Source organism: Microbacterium sp. DWRC1-3 (assembly GCF_049896645.1).
Taxonomy (GTDB): domain Bacteria; phylum Actinomycetota; class Actinomycetes; order Actinomycetales; family Microbacteriaceae; genus Microbacterium; species Microbacterium maritypicum.
Genome location: NZ_JAFCUS010000001.1, coordinates 1,727,822 through 1,750,113, shown reverse-complemented (window position 1 = coordinate 1,750,113; position 22,292 = coordinate 1,727,822). Strand labels below are relative to the sequence as shown.

The following is a 22,292-nucleotide window of genomic DNA, read 5'->3' as shown; positions in this document are numbered from 1 at the left end:
ACAGGTGTTACGGTAACCCCTGATGAAGACCACGTCAACAGGTACGTCCACTCGGCGGATGTCGCCGGAGGAGCGCGATCAGTCGATCCTCGACGGTGCGATCGGCCTTGCCCGCGAGAGCGGACTCGAGAGCCTCACCGTCCGCGCGGTCGCGGCTCGCGTCGGGGTCACCCCCGCGCTCGTGGCGCACTACCGGCCGGGGATGGACACCTTCGTCGCCGACGTCTTCGGGCTGATCGTGGCGGCCGAGCGCGAAGAGGTGATCGCCGCGTTCGACGACACCGACGACCTGCGCGAGGGCCTGCTGCGACTCATCGAGACGCTCCTCGATGCCGACCGCGACGACGTCACCCTCATCTGGGTGCAGGCCTGGGCGCTCGGAGCCCGGAACGATGCGCTCGCCGCGCGCGTGCGGCAGGAGATGGACGGGTGGCAGAGTGTGCTCGAGCAGATCTTCGCCCGTGCCGCTGCGGCCGGAGCCATCGCCGCCGGTCGTGCCGACACCGCAGCCTGGCTGCTGCTCGCGATGGTCGACGGCATGAACGCGCACTCACTGGTGAAGTGGGCGCCCCGCGACCGTGCCGACCTCGCCAGGCGGGCGCTCGCTGCGGTGCTCGACAGCGCGACGCCCGAGGCCGAGGTCACCGGCTCGCGCGCCACCGTCTCGCATTCCCCCGACCCCCGACCCACGGACCCCCGATCCGATGACAAGTAAAGGAACGCCCATGGATGCTGTGCGCATGCACGCGGCCTCGCCCGAATCGACCGCGATCGTCGACGCCGTGCTCGACTATTCGCGCCGCCGCATGCTCGCCTCCGACGTGCCGCTGGACAAGCCCCAGTCCGAGGCGGAGCTGAACCGTCTGGTCGGACCCACGATCACCGATGCGGGACTCGGCGCGGCGCGCGCCCTCAGCGTGTTCGAGCACGTCCTCGCTCCGGCCTGCCTGACCACGAGCCACCCGCTGTACCTGTCGTTCATCCCGACCGCGCCGACCATGGCCGCGATCGCGTTCGACCTGGTCGTTTCCGCGTCGGGGCTGTACGGCGGAAGCTGGCTCGAGGGCGCGGGGGCCGTGCACGCCGAGAACGAGGTGCTGTCGTGGCTGGCGAGCGAGTTCGGGCTGCCCGAGAACGCGGGCGGGGTGTTCGTGCAGGGTGGCACGATCGGGAACCTGTCGGCGCTGGTCGCCGCACGCGAGGCCGCGAAGGCCCGGCTGATCGCAGAAGGCAAAGAGCTGCCCACCCGGTGGAAGATCGTGTGCAGCGTCGAGGCGCACTCCTCCAACAAGTCGGCCGCGAAGATCATGGACGTCGACGTGCTGCTGGTCCCGGCCGGCGACGACGGCGTGCTCCGCGCCGATGGCGTGCGCGAGGCCCTCGTCGAGCACGGCGACGAGATCTGCGCGGTGGTCGCCACCGGCGGGTCGACCAACTTCGGCATCGTCGACGACATCAAGGGAATCGCGGCCCTCAAGGACGAGTTCGACTTCTGGCTGCACATCGACGGCGCCTACGGCCTCACCGCCATGCTGGCACCGGAGGCGCGACACATCTTCGAGGGCGTCGAGCGCGCCGACTCGGTCATCGTCGATCCGCACAAGTGGCTCTTCGCGCCGTTCGACTGCTGCGCTCTGATCTACCGCGATCCCGACAGCGGACGACGGGCGCACACGCAGCACGCCGAGTACCTCGACATCCTGACCGAGGTCGACGAGTTCAGCCCCTCGGACTACTCGATCCAGCTCACGCGCCGCCCGCGAGGCCTGCCGATGTGGTTCTCGGTCGCGACGTACGGCGTCACCGCCTACCGTGATGCCGTGAGTGCGGGACTCGCGCTGACCCGACGCATCGCCGACGAGATCGCCCGTCGCCCCGAGCTGCGACTGGTGCGCGATCCGCAGCTGTCGATCGTCGTGTTCGAGCGGGAAGGGTGGGAGCGCGCCGATTACGACCGGTGGTCGGCGGCGCTGCTCGATTCGCAGCGCGCGTTCGTGGTGCCGAGCTCGCACGCCGGGCGCCCGAACACGCGATTCGCGATCCTGAACCCGCTCACCACGTTCGAAGACCTCGTCGGCATCCTCGACACGATGAAGTAACCCCGCCGCCGCTGGTGCGCGCGCCCGTGGGACCATGCCCGTGCCTGTTGCGGCTCAGCCGGCCATCCCGGCGGTGAGTCGACGCAGGCCGTAGTCGAAAGCGCGGTCGACGTCGCCGCCGAGGCGGAACGCTCCGGACAGCTCCATCTGCAGGAACCCGGTCGCCCAGGCGGTGAACAGGCGGGCAGCGTCGAGCGCGTCCTCTTCGCCGACCAGGGCGGATGCTGCGCGGATCAGCGGAGCGGCCGAGCGCTCAAGGGCATCGTGCGGCGCGGCGATCGTGAACATGAGGCGGAAGCCCTCGGGGTGCTCCTGTGCGAAGCCGCGATAGGCGTGCGCGAGCGCACCGATGTCGTCGCCCGCAGCTTCGAGCCGCGCGGTGAGAGCGTCGATCGACGCGGTGGCGACGGCGGCGTGCAGGGCGTCCCGATCCCGCACCCGCTTGTAGAGCGAGGGGGCGCGGACGCCCACCCGATCCGCGACCGCCTGCATCGTGAGGCCCGAGGGGCCGGCGACCTCGAGGATCTCCCGCCCCGCCGCGACGATCTCCTCGGTGGACGTGCGTTCGGGTGTCGGCATCGGATCCTCCTGGATGGCTATTGACAATAGCCATCATAGCTACGTAACGTAGCCATCGCAATCATCCCGAGAGGATCCGTCATGAAGCTCGCACCCCGCCTGCACCGCCTGGGCAACGACATCGTCGCCTCGTACCTCATCGACCTGCCGGAGGGGATCACCCTGATCGATGCGGGCCTTCCCAGGCATTGGCGCGACCTCCAGCGCGAGCTCGAACTGATCGGTCGTCCGCTGTCCGATATCCGCGGCCTCGTCCTGACCCACGGCGACGGCGATCACATCGGCTTCGCCGAGCGGCTGCGCACCGAGGCGGAGGTGCCGGTGTACATCCACACGGCCGACGCGCATCGAGTCCGCACCGGAGAGAAGCCCAAGACCGCGATGGGACCGGCGAGGATCGGGCCCACGCTCGGCTTCTTCGCCTACGGCCTGCGCAAGAGCGCCCTGCGCACACCGCACGTGTCCGTCGTCACGGAAGTCGCCGACGGCGACGTGCTCGATCTGCCCGGTGCTCCGGTCGTCATCGGAATGCCCGGCCACTCGCCGGGGAGCATCGCGGTGCACGTGCCGGCCGTCGACGCGGTGTTCGTCGGCGATGCGCTGACCACCCGGCACGTGCTGACAGGGCGGACCGGGGCTCAGCCCGCGCCGTTCACCGACGAGCCGGAGCGGGCGCTCGCCTCCCTCGACAAACTGGCGGGAGTCTCGGCATCGTGGGTGCTTCCCGGCCACGGAGCGCCCTGGCACGGCTCCCCGGCCGACATCGCCGCCGCGGTGCGGGCCTCGGCCTGACGCTCGCGGTCAGGGGGTGCCGAGCACGGTATCGGTGTCGCTGACGATGATCTGCGGGGGATACAGCCCCATCACCTGCAGGGCGGCCGCATGGTTCTCGGCGCTCGATCCGGCGCACGCGTCGGCCGCGATCGTGACGTGAGCGCCGGCGTCGGCGGCGGCCAGTGCCGTCGAGATCACGCAGCAGTCGGTCGAGACCCCGGCGAGCACGAGATGCCCTCCGCGTCCGACGATCGCCTCGAGCTCGGGCCCCCACTTGCCGAACGTCGGCAGGTCGATGCTCGGATGCGGGGAGAGGCTGGCGGCTTCGGGCACCAGGGCGAACAGCGGGTCGCTCGGCGGTTGGTCGGCGAACGGCCATGCCGCGAAGTAGTCACCCCACGAGGTGGACCGATCGGCCGTCGGCATCCAGCGGGTGACGAGCACACGGTCGCCGAACGCGTCCGCGAGGGCGCGGATGCGTGGCATCGCCTCGCCGAAGAACGGTGAACCCCACGCGGAGTCGGGCGCGGCGAAGATCGCCTGCGGATCGATCACCACGAGCCAGGTGTCGCCGGTCGCCGGAGCGCTCACACCGCCTCCTGGCGCCGGATCTTCGCGGCCCTGGCGAAGTAGGTCACGAGGAACGACAGCACCAGCGCGAAGAACACCCCGAGGTTCGCATACGCCCACTCGCCGTCCCTGCCGCCGATGAGGAACAGCAGGTAGCCCTGCCAGTTGTTCCACGCGGCATCCTCGGCGAAGTTGTTCACGACCAGGCCCCAGCCGATCACGCTCGTCACGACCAGGGTGCCGATCGAGGTCCAGTCCCACGCGCCGTAGCGACCGTTCTGATCGAACAGGGCCTCTTCGTCGTAGTCCTTCTTCCGGCGCAGGATGTCGGCGATCAGGATTCCGGCCCACGAGGCGAGCGGCACACCGAGCGTGATCAGGAAGCTCTGGAACGGACCGAGGAAGTCGGTGGCGAAGAACACCACGAAGACGGTGCCGATCGTGAGGATCACGCCGTCGATCGCCGCGGCCGACGGACGGGGGATGCGGATGCCGAGGCTGAGCAGCGTCAAACCGGAGGAGTAGATGCCCAGCACCGCTCCCGAGACGAGCGCGAGCACGGCGGTGAGCAGGAAGGGCACGAGCACCCACGTCGGCAGGATGGAGGCGAGCGCGCCGATCGGATCCGCAGCGATCGCGTTCATGAGATCTTCGTCGGATCCGCCCAGCAGTAGACCGAACACCACGAGGATCACCGGTGCCACCGATCCGCCGATCGTGTTCCAGGCGACGATCGCTCCGTCGGATGCCGTGCGCTTCTGGTAGCGCGACCAGTCGGCGGCGATGTTGATCCAGCCGAGGCCGAATCCGGTCATCACCATCACGAGCGCCCCGATCACCTGGCCGATGCCGCCGTCGGGTCGGGCCAGCACGGCGGCGAGGTCGATCGCCGGTGCGGCGAGGATGATGTAGAGCACGGTCACGACGCCGGTGATCCACGTGAGCACCGACTGCAGCTTCATGATCGTGTGATAGCCGAGCACGGATGCCGTGACGATCAGTGCGGCGACGATCGCGGTCGCGACGACCTTGAGCCACACGCTGTCGCCGTCGCCTCCGAGCTGCGTGATCACGGTCGCGGTGGCGAGCACGGCCAGGATCGCGAGGAACGTCTCCCACCCGATCGAGGTCAGCCACGAGACGATGCCCGGCACCTTCTGGCCCTGCACGCCGAACGCCGCGCGGGAGAGCACCATGGTCGGCGCCGAGCCGCGCTTGCCGGCGATGGCGATGAGCCCGCAGAGCAGGAACGACACCACGATGCCGATGACCGAGACGATGGTCGCCTGCCAGAACGAGATGCCGAAGCCGAGCACGAACGACCCGTACGACATGCCGAACACCGACACGTTCGCGGCGAACCACGGCCAGAAGAGGTCGCGAGGCTTCGCGGTGCGCTCGGACTCGGGGATGATCTCGATGCCCGCACGCTCGATGAGGGCCGGCTTGATGTCCGTCATCCTCACATCCTGGCACTGCCGGGGAGCGGCCGGGTGGCTTTCGTGAGGGGGTGGATCCGCCGCCGGGGTCAGCCGGCGAAGAACGACTGCGCCGTGCGGGCCAGATCGTGAAGGTCGCTGACCCCGGCGAGCTCTCGTGCGGAGTGCATCGACAGGATCGGGATGCCCACGTCGACCGTGCGGATGCCGAGGCGGGTCGCCGTGATCGGGCCGATCGTCGAGCCGCACGGCACGCTGTTGTTCGACACGAACTCCTGCGTCGCGACGCCGGCGCGCTCGCACCAGGTCCGCCACGACGCCGTGCCGATCGCATCCGTCGCGTAGCGCTGGTTGGCGTTGATCTTCAGGATGGGGCCGGAGCCGAGCACCGGCTGCACCACGGGATCGTGCTTGGCGGCGTAGTTGGGGTGCACCGAGTGGCCGACGTCGCTCGACAGGCACCACGACGAGGCATAGGCCTGGCGCCGTGCGGATCCGTCGGCGCCGAGTCCCGCGTACAGGCGCTCGAGCACGTCTTCGAGGAAGGGGCCGGCGGCGCCCGAGCGCGATTCCGAGCCGAGCTCCTCGTGGTCGAACGCGGCGAGCACGGCGATCGGCGCTCCGGGTGCCGGTTCATGCGCCTCGAGGGCGACCACACCGGCGTGCACCGAGGCGAGATCGTCGAGGCGGCCCGAGGCGAAGAACGCGCTGTCCTTGCCGAAGACCGCTCCGCGTGCGGAGTCGGCGACGACCACGTCGTAGCCGCGGATCTCGGAGGCGGAGACGTCCGCAGACGCGGCGAGTTCGGCGAGGATGTCGGCGTCCGTCGCCTCTCCCAGTCCCCACACCGGCTGCGTCTCTGTCTGCTTGTCGAGGGCCAGGCCGTTGTTCACGCCGCGGTCGAGGTGGATCGCCAGCTGCGGCAGTCGCAGCAGCGGACCGGTGTCCGCCAGCACGACACGGCCGTCCGCCAGAGCCAGTCGCCCGGCGAGGCGCAACTCGCGGTCGAGCCACGAGTTCAGCAGCGGGCCACCGTACACCTCGACGGCGGCCTGCAGCCAGCCGCGCGAACCGGTGGTCGGCTGGGGCTTGAGCTTGAAACCGGGGGAGTCGGTGTGCGCACCGAAGATCTGCACGGGTGTGGTCGCCACGGCATCCGCTGGCACGACCCAGGCGATCGCCGCACCGTCGCGCACGACCACGTACCGACCGCCGGCCGGTGTCGGCCAGGCATCCTCTTCGCGCAGCCGCGTGAACCCTGCGGCTGCCAACCGTCGCGCGACCTCCTCCGCCGCGTGGTAGCTCGAGGGCGACGCGGCGACGAAGTCGGCGAGATCCTCGGCGTGGGCGAGGGCTGCGGGGGTGACGGGCATGTCGTGACCTTCCTGAAGAGCGCGGTCCTTCGAGCGTAGTCGCGGTCTCCGTTCGGCAACGGCGCTATCGTTTTCGCGCTCGCCCGGGTTAGCCTTCCACTGGGGGAGACACCGGTTCGGGGTCTCCGGTATTCGGGGAGAAGCTTTCACATGCGTGCGAACACACGTCTGTCCATTCGGCGCGCCGTCGCGGGCGCCACATCAGCACTGCTGTTGGCAGCAGGCCTCACCGTCGTGACCGACGCGATCGCACCGACACCGGCCTCGGCCGCGCAGGACCCGACGAGCTGTCAGGGAACGGTGGCGCTGGTCAACGGCGGTTTCGAGGCGCCGGTGCTCCCGAACGCCTCGGTGTCGCTCACGTCGGCCCCGCTGGTTCCCGGGTGGTCGACCACCGACAGCCTGAACCAGATCGAGCTCTGGAGCAGCGGTTTCAACGGCGTCACCGCGGCCGCGGGTCGGCAGTTCGCCGAGCTCAACGCCAACTCTCCGAGCAGGCTCTTCCAGGACGTCGCGACGACCCCGGGGCAGACGCTCTCCTGGTCGCTGAAGCACCGAGGACGCAGCGGGACCGATGTGATGCGCGTCGTGATCGGGTCGCCCACCGGCACTCTCGTGCAGAACGGCCCCAACCTCTCGGACGGGAGTGCGGCCTGGGGCTCCCACACCGGCACCTACACCGTCCCCGCAGGGCAGACGGTGACGCGCTTCGGCTTCCAGGCGGTCAGCTCGGCAGGGGGCGTCTCCTCCGTCGGCAACTTCCTCGACGACATCACCTTCGGAACAGGGCCGTGCCTGCTCACGACCAAGTCGGTGACCAACCTCACGCGCGGGGGCACCACCGCCGAAGTGGGAGACACGCTGCGCTACACGGTCACGACGAACAACGGCGGCGGAAACCCGGCCCTGCAGTCGGTGTCGTCCGACGTGCTCGCCTCGGGGATCGACTTCGTGCCCGGCTCCCTCAAGATCATCAGCGGTGCGGGCGCCGGCACACTCACCGATGCCGCCGGCGACGACCGGGGCTCGTACACCTCGGGCAACCGCACGGTGCAGGTGCGTCTCGGCACCGGCGGCACCGCCACCGCCGGTGGAGCCATCGGTGTGGGCGCGAGCACCAGCTACACGTTCGACGCCAAGGTCAACCTCTCGGCTGCGGCGAGCACCATCGTCAACGAGGCGCGGGTCGCCTTCCGCGACGACGTCGTGGGCCAGGACCGCACCTCGGTCAGCCCGGAGACCCAGACGCCCGTGGGCGCGGCGGCGGATCTCGCCATCACCAAGTCGCTCGACACCGATCCGCTCGTCGCCGGACAGCCGGTCACGTTCACGGTCGGCGTGACGAACAACGGCCCGCAGACGGCGACCGGGGTGACCGTGACGGACCCGATCCCCTCCGGTGTCACGAACGTCTCCGCCACCTCTCCCGGCGCGACCTGCACGGTCGCGGCGACGGTCAGCTGCGCCGTCCCCGACATGGCCGTCGGTCAGAGCGTGCAGATCCAGGTGACGGGCACGCTCTCGCCGTCGAGCGATCCCGGAGCCTCGCTGTCGAACACGGCCACCGTCTCCGGCACCCGCACCGACCCGAACCTCGGCAACAACACCGCGAGCGTCATCGGCACGCTGACGACGGCGACCGACGTGTCGATCATCAAGACGTTCTCCCCGTCGGACCCGGTCGCCGGCCAGAACGTGACCTACACCCTGTCCGTCTCCAACGCCGGGCCGTCCGAGGCGCGCAACGTCGTGATCTCCGACCCCCTCGACCCCGAGTCGACCTTCATCAGCGCCACTCCCGAACAGGGAGCGTGCACTGTGGACGCCTCGGTCGTCACGTGCCAGATCGGAACGCTCGCGCCCGGGGCCTCTGTCGAGACCGTTGTGGTGGTGCAGGTCGCCTCCGGTGCCACAGCCGTCCTCCAGAACACGGCGACGGTGACGACGAGCACGACCGACACGAACCCCGCGAACAACGTGTCGTCGACCAGCTTCGAGCCGGAGATCATCGCGGACATGTCCGTCGTCAAGACGGCCTCCGCAGCCCAGGTCTCGGCGGGCGATGCGATCGACTTCACCCTCGCGGTGCGCAACCTCGGTTCCTCGGACGCCGTCAACGTCGTGCTCGCCGACACCATGCCGGACGGCTTCTCCGTGACCGGAGTGGACGCTCCTCCCGGCGCGACGTGCACGTCCACCGCGAGCTCGATCACGTGCAACTGGGCCTCGTTCCTCGTGGGAGGGCCGTCGAACGTCGTCGTGCACGCCGTCGTCGCCGCGGACGCCCCCATCGGCACCGTGACGAACACCGCGGCGGTGGCAGCCCCCGCCGACGACCGGGACACCACGAACAACGCCAGCTCCGTCGACGTCGAGGTCGTCCAGAGCGCCGACCTGAGCATCGTCAAGACGGCTCCGGCGACCGGCGAGCCCGGCAGCGCCTTCACCTACACGCTCACGGTCGCGAACGGCGGTCCATCCGTCGCCCGTGGCGCCTCGCTCACCGATACGCTGCCCGCCGGTTTCCTGGATGCCACCGTCAACGGCTCCGGGTGCTCGATCGTCGGCGGAACCGTCGGGTGCGAACTCGGCGACATCGCCCCTGGTGGGTCGGTGGTCGTCCAGGTCACCGGCACCTGGAGCACGACGGCCACCGGGGTCGTCTCGAACACGGCGACGACCACATCGGCGACCCCCGATCCGAACACCGGCGACAACACCTCGACCGTCGACGTCACGCTCGCGCCGAACACCGATGTGCGCGTCGTCAAGACGACCTCGACCCCGTCCGTCCCGCTCGGCGGAACGGCCACGTTCGAGGTGACCGTGACCAACGAGGGCCCGTCTGCCGCCTCCGGCGTGGTGCTGAACGAGCTCATGCCCGCGGGCTTCATGCTCACCGGTGCCACGCCGTCGGTCGGCACCTGGTCGATGGAGGATGCGCGCTGGACGGTGGGGACGCTGCTTCCCGGAGAATCGGCGTCGATCACCGTGACCGCGACCGTCCACGTGGAGGGGCAGCTGGTCAACACGGCCGTCGCTTCCTCGCAGACGCCGGATCCCGACACGTCGAACAACACCGGCACGGCGACCGTGACCGTCACGCCGTCCGCCGACCTCGCGATCGTCAAGACGATCTCGGCGAACCCTGCTCCGCTCAACGGCGCCGTGACCTACACGATCGTCGTGACCAACAACGGACCGAGCGTCGCCTCCGCCGTCACGGTCGCCGATGCGCTCCCCGCCGGGTTGCTGAACCCGTCGACCGCCACCTCCGGATGCACCGTCACGGGATCGCAGCTCGAGTGCACGCGGCCGACGCTCGCCGTCGATGCCACCTTCACGGTGACCGTGACCGGCACGGTCGACCCGTCGACCTCGGGTGCGACACTGTCGAACACCGCGACGGTCACCTCGAGCACGCCCGATCCCGACCCGAGCGACAACACCTCGACCGTGACCGTCCCCGTCTCCGGTGCGCCGCAGGTCGAGCTCGTGAAGAGCGCGGGTATCCCGACCGACACCAACGGGGATGCGCGCATCGGTGCCGGCGACACGGTCGCCTACACCTTCACGATCCGCAACACCGGTGATGTCACGCTCACGAGCGCGGCCATCACCGATCCGCTCCTCGGCGGCGCTGTGGCCTGTGCGGCGTTCTCCGCTCCGCTGCTGCCCGGCGGCTCGGTCACGTGTGCGCCGGTGTCGTACACGCTCACACAGGCGGACGCGGATGCCGGAACGGTGCGCAACACCGCGTCGGTGACCGCGCAGTCCTCCCAGGGGCCCGCGACCGACGATGCCGAGGCGAACGTCACCATCGCGGCGACCAACAGCATCAGCCTCGCCAAGGCCCCCTCGACCGTGGTCGATGTGGACGGTGACACCGCCGTCGGTGCCGGTGACACCGTGGACTACACGTTCACCGTGACGAACAACGGAACCACGACGCTGCGCGATGCCGTGATCACCGACGCCATGCTCGGCGGAACCGTCACGTGCCCCGAGCTGAGCGCAGTAGAACTCGCACCGGGGCAGTCGGTGTCGTGCACGCCGATCACCTACACGCTCACCCAGGAGGACGTCGACGGCGGCCTGGTGCACAACGAGGCTTCCGTCACCGCGAACGCCCCGATCGGAACGGTGACCGACACCGCGCAGGCCGACGTCGACATCACCGGCACGGCCACGATCGAGCTGCTCAAGAACGTCGGGCGCGTGCTCGACGTCAACGGCGACGGCTTCATCGGCGCGGGTGACACCGTCGACTACACCTTCTCGGTACGCAACCGCGGCACCACAACCCTCAGCGGTGTGGTGATCTCGGACCCGTTGCTGGGCGCCGGCACACTGTGCACGATCGGCACCCTCGCCGTGGGCGCAGCGGCCGACTGCGGTCCGCTCACGTACACGCTGACGCAGGCCGACGTGGAGGCAGAGATCGTGCGCAACACGGCGACGACGACGGGGACGAGCCCGCTCGGACCGGTCGCCGACGACGCCTCGGCTGATGTCGTGATCACGGGCACGAGCGCCATCGAGCTCACCAAGACGGCCGGAGCGATCGTGCTCGGAGCGGACGGCAGGGTGGGCGCCGGAGACACGGTCGGCTACACGTTCGGGATCCGCAACGCGGGCACCACGGTGCTCCGTGACATCGTGCTCGACGATGCGCTCCTGGGCGGTGCGGTCGACTGCGCCGCGCTCGACGGCCTCGCGTTGAACCCGGGCGACGAGGTCACCTGCGGGCCGGTCGACTACACGCTCACGCAGCAGAACGTCGACGACGGGACCGTGCACAACGTGGCCACCGTCGTGGGGCAGTCGCGCAACGGCAGCGCCGAGGACGAGGATGAGGTCGACGTCCCTGTCGTCGGCACCGACGACATCTCCCTGCTGAAGTCCGCCGCTGCCGTGGTCGACGCCAACGGCAACGGACGCACGGATGCCGGTGACACGATCGCCTACACGTTCACCGTGACGAACACGGGAACCACGACCCTCACGGGCATCGCCGTCAGCGACCCGCGTCTCGCCGGGGTCATCACCTGCGATGCGACCGAGATCGCCCCGGGGGAATCGACCGTCTGCTCGGCTGGATCGCCCGCGGTGCTCACGCAGGAGGAGATCGATGCCGGGGAGATCGAGAACACGGCGACCGCGACGGGCACCGGCACCTCGGAGATCCCGCCCGTGGCCACCGACACCGTGGTGACGCCGCTCGTGGCGCAGCCGGCCATCGCCCTGACCAAGACCGGCGGCGACTACGTCGACGTCGATCGCAACGGGAAGATGAACGCCGGGGACACGATCGCGTTCCGGTTCACCGTGACCAACACGGGAGCGGTGACCCTGACCGACGTGAAGATCGACGATCCGAAGCTGGGCGGCGCCCTCGATTGCGTGATCCCGGATCTCGCGCCCGGTGCGACCGCGAACTGCGGCCCGGTCACCTACCGCCTCACCACGGCGGACGTCGCGGCGAGCACGGTCGTGAACGTCGCCACAGCGAGCGCGATCGGCGGGGCGGTGACGGTCACGGCAGCCGCGACCGCCACGGTCGACCTGAACGGGCTGGCGGCCACGGGTGGCGTGATCACCGGGATCGGGTGGGCGCTCGCACTGCTGGCGGTCGGAGCCCTGGTGCTGCTGATCGCCCGTGTGCGTCGTCGCGAGATCGGCGTCTGATCCCGCACCATCCGCACGAAGCGCCCCGCCCGATGATCGAGCGGGGCGCTTCGTCGTTTCCCCGGTGTTCATCCTGGCGCGATAGGGTCGTCCCGATAGCGCCTAGGGTTCCGGGGTTCGCACCCGTCTGGTCCGAGCGGCGCCACGGCACTCCTCCGCAGGAGAGTCGTCATCTGACAGGACAAAAGCCCGGAGGACCCTGTTCGTCGCGCCGTGCGTCGGACGGAAGGGTCTCGTCATGTCCTCACTCGCATTCGTCCTGGTGTTCGGTGCGGCCATCGCCCACGCGGCATGGAACATCATCGCCCACGGCATCAGCAGGGCCGGCGCTCCGTTCCTGTGGTGGGGTGCTGTCGCCAGCACGGTCGTCTGGATCGGCGCCGTGCCGTTCACCGGTGGTCTCGGCGCCGATGATCTGTGGTCGTTCGCCCTCGGTGTCGTCGTCTCATCGGTGCTGCACGTCGGGTACATGGCGGTGCTGCAGCGCGGCTACCGCGAGGGCAACCTCTCCACCGTGTACGCGACAGCCCGGGGCACGGGTCCGTTCCTCTCGGTGATCGTGGCGGTGCTGCTGCTCGGCGAGCGGCCGTCGTTGGTCGCTCTCGTCGGCGTCGCCGCCGTGATCGTGGGCGTCGTCGCCATCGGCCTCGTCGACAGGGGGAGAGGAGCGGGCGCACGCCGACTCGATCCCGGCATCGTGTTCGGTCTGCTCACCGGGGTCGCGATCGCGGTCTACACGATCTGGGATGCGCACGCCGTGCGCACCTGGAACCTCTCGCCGGTCGCCTTCATGGTCGGCACCACGCTGCTGCAGATCCCGTTCTACTCGATCGCGGTGCGCAGGCGCTGGAGTGCGGTCCGCGCGCTCGGGCGCACGCAGTGGCGCCGCATCCTCGCCTTCGGCATCCTGTCGCCGCTGTCGTACATCCTGGTGCTGACGGCGATCCAGATCGCCCCGGTCGCGCTGGTGGCGCCGCTGCGTGAGGTCAGCGTCGTACTGGTGAGCCTGTTCGGGGTGTTCGTGCTGCGGGAGTCGCGCCCGGCCTGGCGGATCGCGGCGTCGCTCGTCGTGGTCGCCGGGATCGTGCTGCTCGCGTGGTGATCAGCGGAAGCTGACGAGACCCGCGTGCGCGGCCGTCACGAGGATCTGCACGCGGTCGCGCAGGTGCCACTTGGACATCATGCGTCCGAGGTGGGCTTTCACCGTGCCCTCGGAGACGATGAGCGCCTTGGCGATCTCGGCGTTCGACATGCCCTGTGCCAGGCAGTGCAGCACCTCGACCTCGCGCTCGGTGAGCGGCTCGAGTGCGGCGGCATCCGCCGCCACGGGGGTCGAGTCGCGCACGTGCTTGATGAGCATCGAGGCGATGCGAGGGGAGAGCGAGCTGGCACCGCTGTGCACCTCGCGGACGCCGGTGACGATGTCGTCGGCGCTGGAGTCCTTGAGCAGGTAGCCGGAGGCGCCGGCGCTCAGCATCGGAAGCACCGTGTCGCTGCCATCGAGCGTCGTGACGGCGAGCACACGAACGTGAGGCCAGCGTTCGGCGATCACACCGGTGGCTTCGATGCCGTCCATCTCGGGCATCTGCACGTCCATCATCACCACGTCGGGCTGCTCGCGTTCGACGGTGGCGATCGCCTCCACGCCGTCTTCCGCCTGTGCGACCACGGTGATCTCCGGGTCGCGCGACACGAAGTGCGACAACGCCGAACGGACCAGTGGATCATCGTCGACGATCACGACACGGATTTCCTGCATAGGGGGAAGCCTAACGGCGCGGGCGCCCGGACGACGTCATGTAGACCTTTGGCCAAAAACCTCTGGACGTGAGACAGATGTGCGCCACGCAGATCGCCGAGAAGATGAATACAGACATCGACAAACGACTACATAATGGAGGTGAATGTAATGACTTTCTGGCAGCAGGTTGGCAAGTTCTTCGGTCTTCACCGCTAGAGTACCTGGCGAAAAGGAGATAGTGAACCATGGCCTTCGACCAATCCACTCGAGGATCGGCGGATACGCTCCGCTTGACCCGCGGTGAGAAGCTCAGCGCGATCGAGCGCATCGTCGTCTTGGTCATCGTCACCATCACCGTCGCCACGGACCTCATAGGCTTCTTCACCACACCGGGTGTCAACCCGGTCGCACTGTTGGTGAGCGTTGCATCCACTGCAGCGTTCGTCCTCTACCTCTGGAAGCCACTCATCGCGACATGTGCCCTCGGGGTCGTGTTCGCATCGTCTTTCCTCACCGGATCAGAGCTCCAGGTCCTGACAGCCGCCGCAGTCGCGGCCGGCTTCGTCATGAGACTGGGGTGGACATCGCTGATCCTCTCTTACACCGGCGTTTTCCTGGTCGCGGCGGCCATCGTGGCCAACGGCGACGCCGATTCCGGCGTCAACGTCGCGCTGTATCTCATCTTCGCCACCGTGGCAGGAGCTGTCGGGTTCGCCCTTCGGCTCGCCTTCGCCCGGGGGAGTCGTCTCGAGCGCGAGCTCGAGGAGAGAGCCGAGCAGGAACGTCAGGCCGTACTCGCCGAGCGGCGATGGATCGCCGGTGAGCTGCACGACAGCATCGCGCACCACCTCACGGTGGTGGCGCTGCACGTGCAGATGCTCGAAGACCCCGAGACCAGCAACGACTCGCAAGAAGCGATCCGCGTCGCCGCGCGCAAGGCGATGACAGATCTCCGCTTCGTGATCGAACTCGCGGACGACGGTCCGCAGTCCTCCAGTGTGCAGACCGGCGACCTCGCGGCAGCGATCGACGAGGCGCAGGGAGAGTTCGAATCGGCCGGTCACTCCGTGGCCCGCGAGGGAGACCCTCGTGACGAGCGCATCCCGCGTGCGGTCGAGATCGTCCTCGCGCGCATCGTGCGCGAGTCAGCCACCAACATCCTCAAATACGCAGGCCCCGGCGAGGTGCAGATCGACCTCGCCGTGGACGACGAGGTCGCGCACCTCACGCTGCGCAGCCCCCTCCCGACTACCCCACGCCGCGAGCTCTCCTCCAGTCGCACCGGCCTCGGCCGGATGGCGGAGCGGGTGATGGGAGCGAGCGGCGAGTTCAGCGCCGGCGAAGTCGACGGATTCTGGGTCGTGTCGGCCCGACTTCCCGTCGTCTGATGCTCTAGAGTGTGTGAGCACCCTTTCCACGATCCGCGAGAGCCTAGACGAAAGTCTAGAGAAGTCTCGACGTTCGACCCTGTGGAACGCGTTGCGATCAGCCGTAGTCTGAAAGCTCCCCAGATAAAGCGTCCCCAGCGCTGCGATCGCGGGCGCGGTCTTTCTGGCTTCTGAAACACTTTGCGCGCTCGCGATCGCCTTCTGCGTTAAGGGCCGATTCTCCGGCCTCCCGCCACGGGGTTCCGCATGCCCGGCTAGCCGCCCACCGCTCGCATGTAGTGGCCGTCCGTGGAGATCCCCGAGGCTGCGACCGTGAAGCGCACCACCTCGCTGAGGTACCGATCCTCCGAAGCCTCGAAGATCCGTCCCTCCGCGTCGCGCGATGTGCGGGTGAGACGCAGGATGGGCGTGCCCCGGGGCACTCGCAGCAGCGCGGCATCCTGATCGTCGGCGGCCACGGCATCGATCACGTGCTGCAGGGTGACGATCGGATGCCCGACCGATGACAGGTACTCCGTGATGGAGACCTCGTCGAGGTTCACCTCGAACAGCCGGCGTCCGGCGACCTCGGTGTAGTTGAGGCGCTCCAACATGGTGGGCTTGCCGTCGAGCAGGCGCAGCCGCACCACGCTCACGATCGTGTCGCTCGCGTCGACGCCCAGCGCCGCTCCCAGCTCTCCGGCACGGCGCAGGCTCAACTCCTGCGTCTGGGCGCCGGGGGTGACGCCCAGCTCGCGCGCCCACCGCGTGAACGGCACCGACACGTCGACGGCCTGGTTGGCTTTGCGGGCGACGACGCGAGCGGGTCTGCCGCGGCTCGTCTCGATCAGGCCCTCGCCGCGCAGCGCGGCCAGGGCGTTGCGGATCGGCCCGCGCGAGGTATGCCACCTCTCGGCGAGGTCGGCCTCGGTCGGGACGTCGTCGCCGGGACGCAGCGCGCCCGCAGCGATCTGCGCGCGAAGGTCATCGGCGATCTGGGTGTACACAGCTTCAGCCACATAGGTACATTACTTCGTCAGTTCGAGCAGCGCGACCGCGTTCCGGGAGTGTTCATCCAGAAGAATGCTCGGTAAACGAGCCCTGAACTCTTCCGAGTTAGGTACATATCTCGCCTCGGCACCTGAGAGAGTCTTCCGTGGATCACCCCTCACACCCTGAAAGGTCCTCATGAAGCTTCGCGCTCTCCCCGCCCTCGCCGGCGCCGCGCTCCTCGCCCTCGGCCTCGCCGCGTGCTCCGGCTCGGCAGATGCCGCCGGCACTCCCGGCGCCGACGAGTCGTCCTCCGCCAGCGGATTCGCTGTCGATGAGAACACGCTCGTCTTCGGCGTCGTGCCCGACTCGGTCGACACCGAGACGAACTACCAGCCGCTCATGGACTACATCGCCGAGATCACCGGCAAGACGGTCGAGTACCACGAGTCCACCGACTACGCCGCCCTGATCGAGGCCGCCGTCGCCGGCAAGGTCGACGTCGCGTCGTTCTCCGGCTTCACCTACGTCACCGCCACCAACAACGGCGCCAAGCTCACCCCCATCTCCTCGATCGTGACCGAAGAGGGCCAGGAGCCCGGTTACTACTCGCAGGCGATCGTGCCCGCGGGCAGCGACATCACGAGCATCGAGGACTTCAAGGGCAAGAAGGTCTGCTTCGTCGACCCGTCCTCGACCTCCGGCTACCTGTTCCCGTCGTACAACCTGCTCAAGGCCGGCATCGACCCCAAGACCGACATCACCCCGGTCTTCGCCGGCAAGCACGATGTCAGCGTCACCAAGGTCGGCGAGGGCGTCGAGTGCGAGGCGGGCTTCGCCGAGGACTCCGAGGTCGAGAAGTCGGACAAGGTCAAGGTCATCGACGAGACGATGGTCCCCGGTGCGCCGCTGGTCTACTCGTCGACGCTCCCCGATGACGTCTCGAAGAAGCTCATCGACGGTCTCTCCGAGATCACGATCGACGACATCATCGCCGCCGGGGTCGACGGCGCGGACACCGATGCCTTCCGCAGCGTCTTCTACGCCACGAAGCCGGTCGACGACGCGTACTACGACCTGATCCGCGACATCTGCAAGGAGACCGAAGCGGAGCAGTGCCAGGGCTGAGCCCGGCCTGACCCCTTCGCCATACACGGCGCCCTCCGTCTCGTCCGCCTCTCGTGCGGGCGAGACGGAGGGCACCACCGCACGACTCACGACACGACAGGAGCTACGACATGACCGCCTCGGCATCCGACGCCCTCATCCGCCTCGACGGCGTGACGAAGACCTTCGGGACGACCACTGCACTCAAGGGGGCCTCTCTGGAGGTGTCCCGCGGCGAGATCGTCGTGCTACTCGGCCTCTCCGGCTCGGGGAAGTCGACCCTGCTGCGCCACCTCGACGGCCTGGAGATCCCCACCTCCGGCTCGGTGGAGGTGCTGGGCTCCCAGGTCCCGACGCTGAAGGGGCGGGCGCTGCGCGACCTCCGCAGCCGCGTGGGCTTCATCTTCCAGCAGTTCGAGCTCGTGCCCTCCCTGACCGTGCTCGAGAACGTGCTCACCGGTTCGCTGTCGGGTGTGCGCGGGCCGCGCCTCGGCCTCTGGGGCTACTCGCGAGCAGCGAAGCTCACCGCACTCGAGCACCTCGACCGCGTCGGTCTGCTCGACCGCGCCTACCAGCGCAGCGACACCCTCTCGGGCGGGCAGCAGCAGCGCGTGGCCATCGCCCGCGCTCTCATGCAGAAGCCCGCGATCCTGCTCGCCGACGAGCCGGTCGCCTCGCTCGACCCCGAGTCGAGCGAGCAGGTCATGGCCCTGATCCGCGAGATCGCCGCCGATGAGGGGCTCACCGTGGTGTGCAGCCTGCACCAGGTCGACCTCGCCATCTCGTGGGCTGACCGCATCGTGGGGCTCCGCCACGGGGAAGTGGTGCTGGACACCCCGACCGGAGACCTCACCAAGGCCGAGGTCATGGAGATCTACGGTCGCGTGGCCACCACGACGGCCGAGATCCGCGCCGTGCAGGAGGAACTGGTCGAGGCCGCGGCGCAGGTGGCCGCATCATGACGGCGCTCGACGCGTCGACCGACTCCGCCGCGACCCGCGGTGGCGGATCGTCCCACCAGGGGAGCGGACCGACGGTCGCCGAACGCGCCCCCCGGCGCCCGATCTCGCCCGAGCGGATCGCCGCCTCCCTCACGCTCATAGCCCTCGTGGTGCTCGGCATCCTCGCCGTCCGCGACGTCGACATCTCGATCCCGGCGATGGTGCAGAGCTGGGGCAATGCCGAGAACTTCATGGCCCGCGTCGGCGGACTCAGCTTCCCGGCTCCCGGCGACCTCGCCTGGCTGATCGCGCTCACGGTGGGTCTCGTGCTCGTCGGCACACTGCTCGCGGCCGTGCTGTCGGTGCCGATCGCCTACCTCGCCGCCTCCAACACGACCCCGGGCAACGGATGGCGAGCCGCCGCGAGGTTCATCGGCGTGCTCACCCGGGCTCTGCCCGACGTGGTCCTCGCGATGGCGTTCGTGCTGATGTTCTCCCTCGGTACCCTTCCCGGCATCCTGGCCATCGGCATCCACTCCATCGGCATGATCTCGAAGATGTTCGCCGACGCGATCGAGCAGATCGACGAAGGGCCGCGCCTCGCGATCCGCGCCGCCGGCGGTTCGAAGATGCAGGAGTTCACCTCCGGCATCCTGCCGCAGGTGCTGCCCAGCTGGGTGGCCACCGTACTGCACCGCAACGACATCAACCTGCGGGGCAGTGTCGTGCTCGGCTACGTCGGCGTCGCCGGGCTCGGCCTCGAGATGTCGTACGCGTTCAAGTCGCTGAACTACGGCAAGGGCCTCGGAATCGCCCTGGTGATCTTCATCCTGTGCGTCGCGATGGAGATCGTCTCCAGCATGGTCCGCGGGGCGATGCTCGGGGAGCAGGCGCACACCCGGTCGTGGATCGACAGGATCCTGCATCCGCGCCTCAGCAGCCGCTCCGCGTCCGCAGCCGTCGGCCGCCCCGCCTGGGCCGCGAGCCCGCAGACGGCGGTGCGCCGGCCCTGGACCGCACAGCGCGTGCGCCACACCATCGCCGGTGTCGTCGCCGTGCTCGTGGTGATCGGCAGCGTGGTCGTCAGCCAGATCAACTGGATGGACCTCATCACCTTCTGGGCCAAGCTGCCCGAGGTCGCCGGGAAGTTCTGGCCCCCGTCGTTCGGCAACTATGACGCCAGCGCCATGTTCCAGGCGATGCGTGAGACCGTCGCGATCGCTCTCGCCGCCACCGTGCTCACCCTGCTCCCCTCGCTCCTGCTCGGCTCGCTCGCGGCGCGCAACGTCGCCCCGAGCTCTGGCGCCCGAGGGACGGCGCGACTCCTGCTCGTCGGCATCCGCGGCATCCCGGAGCTGATCCTCGCCATCGTGCTCGTGGTCATCACCGGTCTCGGGGCCCAGGCGGGTGTCATCGCCCTCGCGATCGGCGGTATCGGACTGCTGGGCAAGCTCATCGCCGACTCGTTCGAAGAGGTCGATCGCGGACCGGAGCGGGCGCTGCGCGCGGTGGGGGCGACACGTCTGCAGACCTACACCTCGGCCACCGTGCCGCAGGGGATGCAGGCGCTCATCGGTCACAGCTTCTACATGCTCGACACGAACATCCGCGCGGCGACGATCCTCGGCATCGTCGGCGGCGGCGGGGTCGGCTACTACCTCCTCAACGCCAGCCAGGGCTCCCGCTACGAGACCGTGACGGCGATCGTGCTGATGATCCTCGCCACCGTGCTCGTGGTCGAAGGACTCGCGATGTGGATGCGGAAGGTGTTCCGATGAACCGCCCTCTCGACACGGCGGATGTGGTCGTCGTCGGCTCCGGCATCGTCGGGCTCGGAGCGGCGTACGCGGCGGTCCGGCGCGGCCTGCGCGTGATCGTCGTCGACCGCACCGATGCTCCCGTCGGGGCGACGATCCGCAACTTCGGACACCTCTGCATCGGCGCGCAGGGCGGGCAGGCGCGGCACTACGCCGACGTCTCCCGCGAGCTGTGGCTGCGTCTCTCTCAGGACGCGGGCTTCTGGCTGCGCGAGTCGGGCACGCTGGTCGCCGCCCGGCACGATGACGAGCTCGCCGTGCTCGACGCCGCATCCCGCGAGGGCGGGATCCGACTGCTGGAGGCGGCCGAGCTGCGGCGCCTCGCTCCGCTGCGCGCCGAGGGCCTCGTCGGTGGAGCGCACATCGAGAGCGACCTGCAGACCGACCCCCGCACGGCCGCCGATGCGATCGTGCGCCACCTCGCGGGGCTCGGCGTCGACTTCCGGTTCCGCACCGCGGTGACCGCCGTGGGGGAGGGGCACGTGGACACGACGCGCGGTCCGATCACCTGCGGCAGCGTCGTCGTCGCCGTGAACCACGACATCGATCAGCTGCTCCCCGACGTCGCAGAGCGGCACGGGGTCGTGCGCTGCGCCCTCGACATGATGCGGGCGGCCGTGTCGTTCCGGCATCCGCTCGCAGCTCCCCTGCTCACCGGTTGGTCCCTCGTGCGGTACGGCCGCTTCGCCGACGGGCCGGAAGCCGGGGCCCTGCGCGAGCGCCTGCACGCCGAGCGCCCTGACCTCGCCGCGATCGACCTCAACCAGATGTACACGCAGCTTCCCGACGGGACGCTCATCATCGGCGACTCGCACTCCACCGCCACGGCCCCGGCGCCGTTCCAGCCCGAGGCTGCGTTCACCGCCTTCCTCGCGGAGGCCGAAGCGCTGTTCGACGCCCCGGCGCCGCGCGTGATCGAGCGCTGGCAGGGCGTGTACGCGAAGGGGCCGCAGGAATTCCTGATCGATCGTGGCGACGACGGCGTGCTGGTGCTCGCCGCGACCACCGGCATCGGGATGACCACGGGCCTGGGACTTGCCGAAGAGAACCTCGCCGCCGCCTTCGGGTGGGCGGCAGCAATGGAAGGAACATCATGACCACTCCTCTCGAACTCGTCGTGCTCGACATGGCGGGAACCACAGTGCTCGACGACGGCGTCGTCGAGCAGGCGTTCCAGCGCGCCGCCGAGCGCACGGGCGTCGCGGCCCGGATGCCGTGGGACGAGGCGCTGGACTACGTGCGCGTGACCATGGGGCAGTCGAAGATCGACGTCTTCACGCACCTCTCCGGCGGCGATGCCGAGGCGGCAGCACGGGCGACGGCCGCCTTCGAGGGCGCCTATGCCGAGATCGTCTCCGAGCAGGGCGTCTCCGAGATCCCCGGCGCCGCCGACGCGATCCAGGGGCTGAAGGATTCCGGGCTGATGGTCGTGCTCACCACGGGCTTCGCTCCGGTGACCCGGGACGCCCTGCTCGACGGACTCGGCTGGCGCGAGCTGATCGACCTCGCCCTGTCGCCGATCGATGCCGGTCGCGGGCGTCCCGCACCCGACCTCGTGCTGACGGCGCTGCTGCGCACGCAGACCTCGTCGGTGCACGCGGTCGCGGTCGCCGGCGACACCGTCAGCGACGTCGAGTCGGGACGTCGGGCCGGCGCCGGCTTCGTCGCGGGTGTGCTGACCGGCGCGCACGATCGCCCGGCTCTGAGCGCCGCGGGGGCGGATGCCGTGCTGAGCGACGTCACCGCTTTGCGCGGTGTGCTCGCCCAGCGCGACCTGCTCCCGCTCGTCGCGACCTCCTGAGAGGAC

General features: G+C 69.3%; 17 protein-coding genes. 11 read left to right on the top strand and 6 right to left on the bottom strand.

The annotated features are described in order from the left end of the window. The first annotated feature begins 58 nt into the window (after window positions 1-58). A complete protein-coding gene (locus tag ACP699_RS08475) occupies window positions 59-715 on the top strand; it encodes a TetR/AcrR family transcriptional regulator (protein WP_426170563.1) in 657 nt (218 codons plus the stop codon). 10 nt (window positions 716-725) lie between these two features. Next, entirely contained in the window at window positions 726-2,099 is a 1,374-nt protein-coding gene (locus tag ACP699_RS08470) for a pyridoxal phosphate-dependent decarboxylase family protein (RefSeq protein ID WP_314473067.1), read from the top strand. Window positions 2,100-2,153: 54 nt separating this feature from the next. Here the strand turns inward: ACP699_RS08470 and ACP699_RS08465 are convergent, their stop codons facing one another. Then, window positions 2,154-2,678, bottom strand: a complete 525-nt coding sequence (locus ACP699_RS08465; protein WP_055865800.1) for a TetR/AcrR family transcriptional regulator — start codon at window positions 2,676-2,678, stop codon at window positions 2,154-2,156. Window positions 2,679-2,759: 81 nt separating this feature from the next. Here ACP699_RS08465 and ACP699_RS08460 point away from each other — a divergent pair, with 81 nt between their 5' ends. Then, entirely contained in the window at window positions 2,760-3,470 is a 711-nt protein-coding gene (locus ACP699_RS08460; protein WP_426170560.1) for an MBL fold metallo-hydrolase, read from the top strand. A 9-nt stretch (window positions 3,471-3,479) separates the two neighbouring features. Here ACP699_RS08460 and ACP699_RS08455 read toward each other — a convergent pair whose 3' ends face one another. The 3 genes from ACP699_RS08455 to ACP699_RS08445 form a co-directional block, all read right to left on the bottom strand. After that, complete coding sequence (locus ACP699_RS08455) at window positions 3,480-4,043, bottom strand: cysteine hydrolase family protein (RefSeq protein ID WP_055865795.1); 564 nt, start codon at window positions 4,041-4,043, stop codon at window positions 3,480-3,482. Next, window positions 4,040-5,482 carry a purine-cytosine permease family protein gene (locus tag ACP699_RS08450; protein WP_055865793.1) on the bottom strand — a complete coding sequence of 481 codons (1,443 nt, stop codon included), beginning with the start codon at window positions 5,480-5,482 and terminating at the stop codon, window positions 4,040-4,042. The genes ACP699_RS08455 and ACP699_RS08450 overlap by 4 nt, the downstream gene beginning before the upstream one ends. A 68-nt stretch (window positions 5,483-5,550) precedes the next feature. After that, the gene (locus tag ACP699_RS08445) at window positions 5,551-6,834 is read right to left on the bottom strand and encodes a M18 family aminopeptidase (protein ID WP_055874311.1); all 1,284 of its coding nucleotides are present in this window, start codon (window positions 6,832-6,834) and stop codon (window positions 5,551-5,553) included. A 150-nt stretch (window positions 6,835-6,984) separates the two neighbouring features. Here ACP699_RS08445 and ACP699_RS08440 point away from each other — a divergent pair, with 150 nt between their 5' ends. Both ACP699_RS08440 and ACP699_RS08435 read left to right on the top strand, forming a co-directional pair. After that, window positions 6,985-12,522 carry a DUF7507 domain-containing protein gene (locus tag ACP699_RS08440; RefSeq protein WP_426170557.1) on the top strand — a complete coding sequence of 1,846 codons (5,538 nt, stop codon included), beginning with the start codon at window positions 6,985-6,987 and terminating at the stop codon, window positions 12,520-12,522. A 238-nt stretch (window positions 12,523-12,760) separates the two neighbouring features. Further along, entirely contained in the window at window positions 12,761-13,624 is an 864-nt protein-coding gene (locus tag ACP699_RS08435; RefSeq protein WP_055865784.1) for an EamA family transporter, read from the top strand. Here the strand turns inward: ACP699_RS08435 and ACP699_RS08430 are convergent, their stop codons facing one another. Next, window positions 13,625-14,281, bottom strand: a complete 657-nt coding sequence (locus ACP699_RS08430; protein ID WP_031205669.1) for a response regulator — start codon at window positions 14,279-14,281, stop codon at window positions 13,625-13,627. Window positions 14,282-14,553: 272 nt separating this feature from the next. Between ACP699_RS08430 and ACP699_RS08425 the strand changes: the two genes are divergently transcribed. After that, complete coding sequence (locus tag ACP699_RS08425) at window positions 14,554-15,651, top strand: sensor histidine kinase (protein ID WP_235562458.1); 1,098 nt, start codon at window positions 14,554-14,556, stop codon at window positions 15,649-15,651. Window positions 15,652-15,905: 254 nt separating this feature from the next. Here the strand turns inward: ACP699_RS08425 and ACP699_RS08420 are convergent, their stop codons facing one another. After that, window positions 15,906-16,649, bottom strand: a complete 744-nt coding sequence (locus ACP699_RS08420; RefSeq protein WP_400646771.1) for a GntR family transcriptional regulator — start codon at window positions 16,647-16,649, stop codon at window positions 15,906-15,908. Between the two features lie 169 nt (window positions 16,650-16,818). Between ACP699_RS08420 and ACP699_RS08415 the strand changes: the two genes are divergently transcribed. The 5 genes from ACP699_RS08415 to ACP699_RS08395 all read left to right on the top strand — a co-directional run bounded on the left by ACP699_RS08415 (window position 16,819) and on the right by ACP699_RS08395 (window position 22,286). Beyond that, window positions 16,819-17,748, top strand: a complete 930-nt coding sequence (locus ACP699_RS08415; protein WP_055874302.1) for a phosphate/phosphite/phosphonate ABC transporter substrate-binding protein — start codon at window positions 16,819-16,821, stop codon at window positions 17,746-17,748. Window positions 17,749-17,858: 110 nt separating this feature from the next. Next, window positions 17,859-18,689: a phosphonate ABC transporter ATP-binding protein gene (gene phnC, locus ACP699_RS08410; RefSeq protein WP_017829301.1), complete on the top strand. Its 831-nt coding sequence runs from the start codon at window positions 17,859-17,861 to the stop codon at window positions 18,687-18,689. Beyond that, entirely contained in the window at window positions 18,686-20,446 is a 1,761-nt protein-coding gene (gene phnE, locus ACP699_RS08405) for a phosphonate ABC transporter, permease protein PhnE (protein ID WP_426170552.1), read from the top strand. The genes phnC and phnE overlap by 4 nt, the downstream gene beginning before the upstream one ends. Continuing rightward, the gene (locus tag ACP699_RS08400; protein WP_055865773.1) at window positions 20,443-21,582 is read left to right on the top strand and encodes a TIGR03364 family FAD-dependent oxidoreductase; all 1,140 of its coding nucleotides are present in this window, start codon (window positions 20,443-20,445) and stop codon (window positions 21,580-21,582) included. Before phnE ends, ACP699_RS08400 begins: the two co-directional genes overlap by 4 nt. Further along, window positions 21,579-22,286, top strand: a complete 708-nt coding sequence (locus tag ACP699_RS08395) for a phosphonatase-like hydrolase (protein ID WP_426170550.1) — start codon at window positions 21,579-21,581, stop codon at window positions 22,284-22,286. Before ACP699_RS08400 ends, ACP699_RS08395 begins: the two co-directional genes overlap by 4 nt. The last annotated feature ends 6 nt before the right edge of the window (window positions 22,287-22,292 follow it).